Below are 1,711 nucleotides of genomic sequence, written 5' to 3' on the forward strand. Positions count from 1 at the left end.
GGGTTCGCCTCCGGTGAAGTGAATCAGGTTGTGGATGTTGGGCCATTGCGGCTCCACGTAAACCACATTCTGCCCGAGATCGACGATGAGACTCAAAGCAATCAGCAAGGCCTGCATGCCGCCCGGCGTCACAGTCGAACGCTCGATGCCGATCGGAACGCCGTGCAATTCGGATTGATAGTCGGCCAGCGCTTGCGACAGGTTCGGAGCGCCGCGCATGTTGGGAATATAGAAGGTCATCCCATCGTCGAGAGCCGATTTGGCCGCATCGCGGATGAACTCGGGCGTGACCATATCGCCCTCGCCGTACCACAACGGGATGACGCCGCTCAGCTGCTGAGCACGAACGGCCAGCTCCGCAATGTTCTCTGTCGGAAGATCCTGAATGAGCGGACGGATATGCTGGACGGCCGGCTGCTGGGGCTCGTTCCGCAAAAGGCCTGGCGTCTGGTCGAGCTTTCTCACCGTGATGGTCTTTCCTGATCTGATTGTAACAGGGCACGCTCGCGAGGCYGGCGCGCCATCTCCCCTAAACCTCTACCCGCCGGAAAATTATTTCAAGCTTAAAATACACACCCCTTGCCCCCGGCTCGCTTGGAGCCCGCGTGCCGTCCTGGTTCCCCTCTCCGCGACCTCGTTCACAGGCTGAATCGAAGCGCTGGTTCTCAGCCCTCTCGCCAGAAAGTTTAGGCTTGAAACAAATCCAAAGATTGCGAAGATTGCGTCAGTCAAGCTGACGCCAGCTCTTACAATCTCATCCAGCGGGACCAGCGGGACAGGCCTCGAAAAACGGAAAGAAATCCACGGGGCGGACACCACACAGAGGGAACCACCGATGAAATTCAATTTTCGTCTTCAAATGGCAGCCGCCGCAGTTCTGGTGGGGCTGACTGGTGCTGCGACCGCTGCTGAAAAGCTCGTCGTCGGAGCCTATCCGTCCAATCCGCCCTGGGAGGCGAAGAACGAAAAGGGCGAGTTCGAAGGCTTCGAAGTCGACCTCGCGAAGGCCATCGGCGCCAAGCTCGGCCGACCGGTGGAGTTCCAGGACATGGGCTTCCAGGCACTGTTCGCCGCGACCAGTTCGGGCCGCATCGATTTTGCCATTTCATCGATTTCGATCACCAACGAACGCCTCAAGAATCAATCTTTCACGCAGGGTTACTACGACAGCGATCTCGCTCTCGTCAGCATGGCGAATTCGAAGTTGAAGAAGATCGAGGACATCAAGGGCGAAACGGTCGGAGCCATTTCGACTTCAGTCGGCGAGGCGTGGATCAAGCAGAACACCGACAAGTTCGGCATCGGCGGCTACAAGGGTTACAACACGCAGCAGGACCTGATCCTGGACGTCCGAAGCCAGCGCCTCGTCGGCGCCATTGGAGACATCGCCGGTTTCCAGTTCGCGTTTCTGAAGATGCCAGGCATGACCGTCGTCAGTCGTATTCCGACCGGCGATCAGTTTGCGATCATGATGCGCAAGGGCTCACCGCTTCTCGAGCCCGTCAACAACGCGATCACCGAACTCAAAAAGGACGGCACCATGACGGCCTTGCACAAGAAATGGCTGGGCGCGGATCCCGAACCGAATTCGAGTGTCGTGCAAGTAAAGCCGATACCGACTGCGCAATAGGCGCTGCGAAGCACTGATCCAGACCACAAACCGCTATCGCTTCACTGCGATAGCGGTTTTTTCAGAGGTGGCCGATGAGCC

At 58.0% G+C, this 1,711-nt stretch carries 2 protein-coding genes; one reads left to right on the forward strand and one right to left on the reverse strand.

The annotated features are described in order from the left end of the window. The coding region (locus tag AC1DT3_RS20240) for an aminotransferase class I/II-fold pyridoxal phosphate-dependent enzyme (protein WP_477467003.1) at positions 1–465 on the reverse strand (465 nt) is incomplete at its 3' end. Positions 466–835: 370 nt separating this feature from the next. On the opposite strand from AC1DT3_RS20240, the gene AC1DT3_RS20245 reads away from it, so the two are divergent. Continuing rightward, on the forward strand, positions 836–1,630 hold the full coding sequence (locus AC1DT3_RS20245) for an ABC transporter substrate-binding protein (protein ID WP_477467004.1): 795 nt from the start codon (positions 836–838) through the stop codon (positions 1,628–1,630). Positions 1,631–1,711 lie beyond the last annotated feature (81 nt).

This window comes from Microvirga sp. P4_G7 (genome assembly GCF_056401005.1).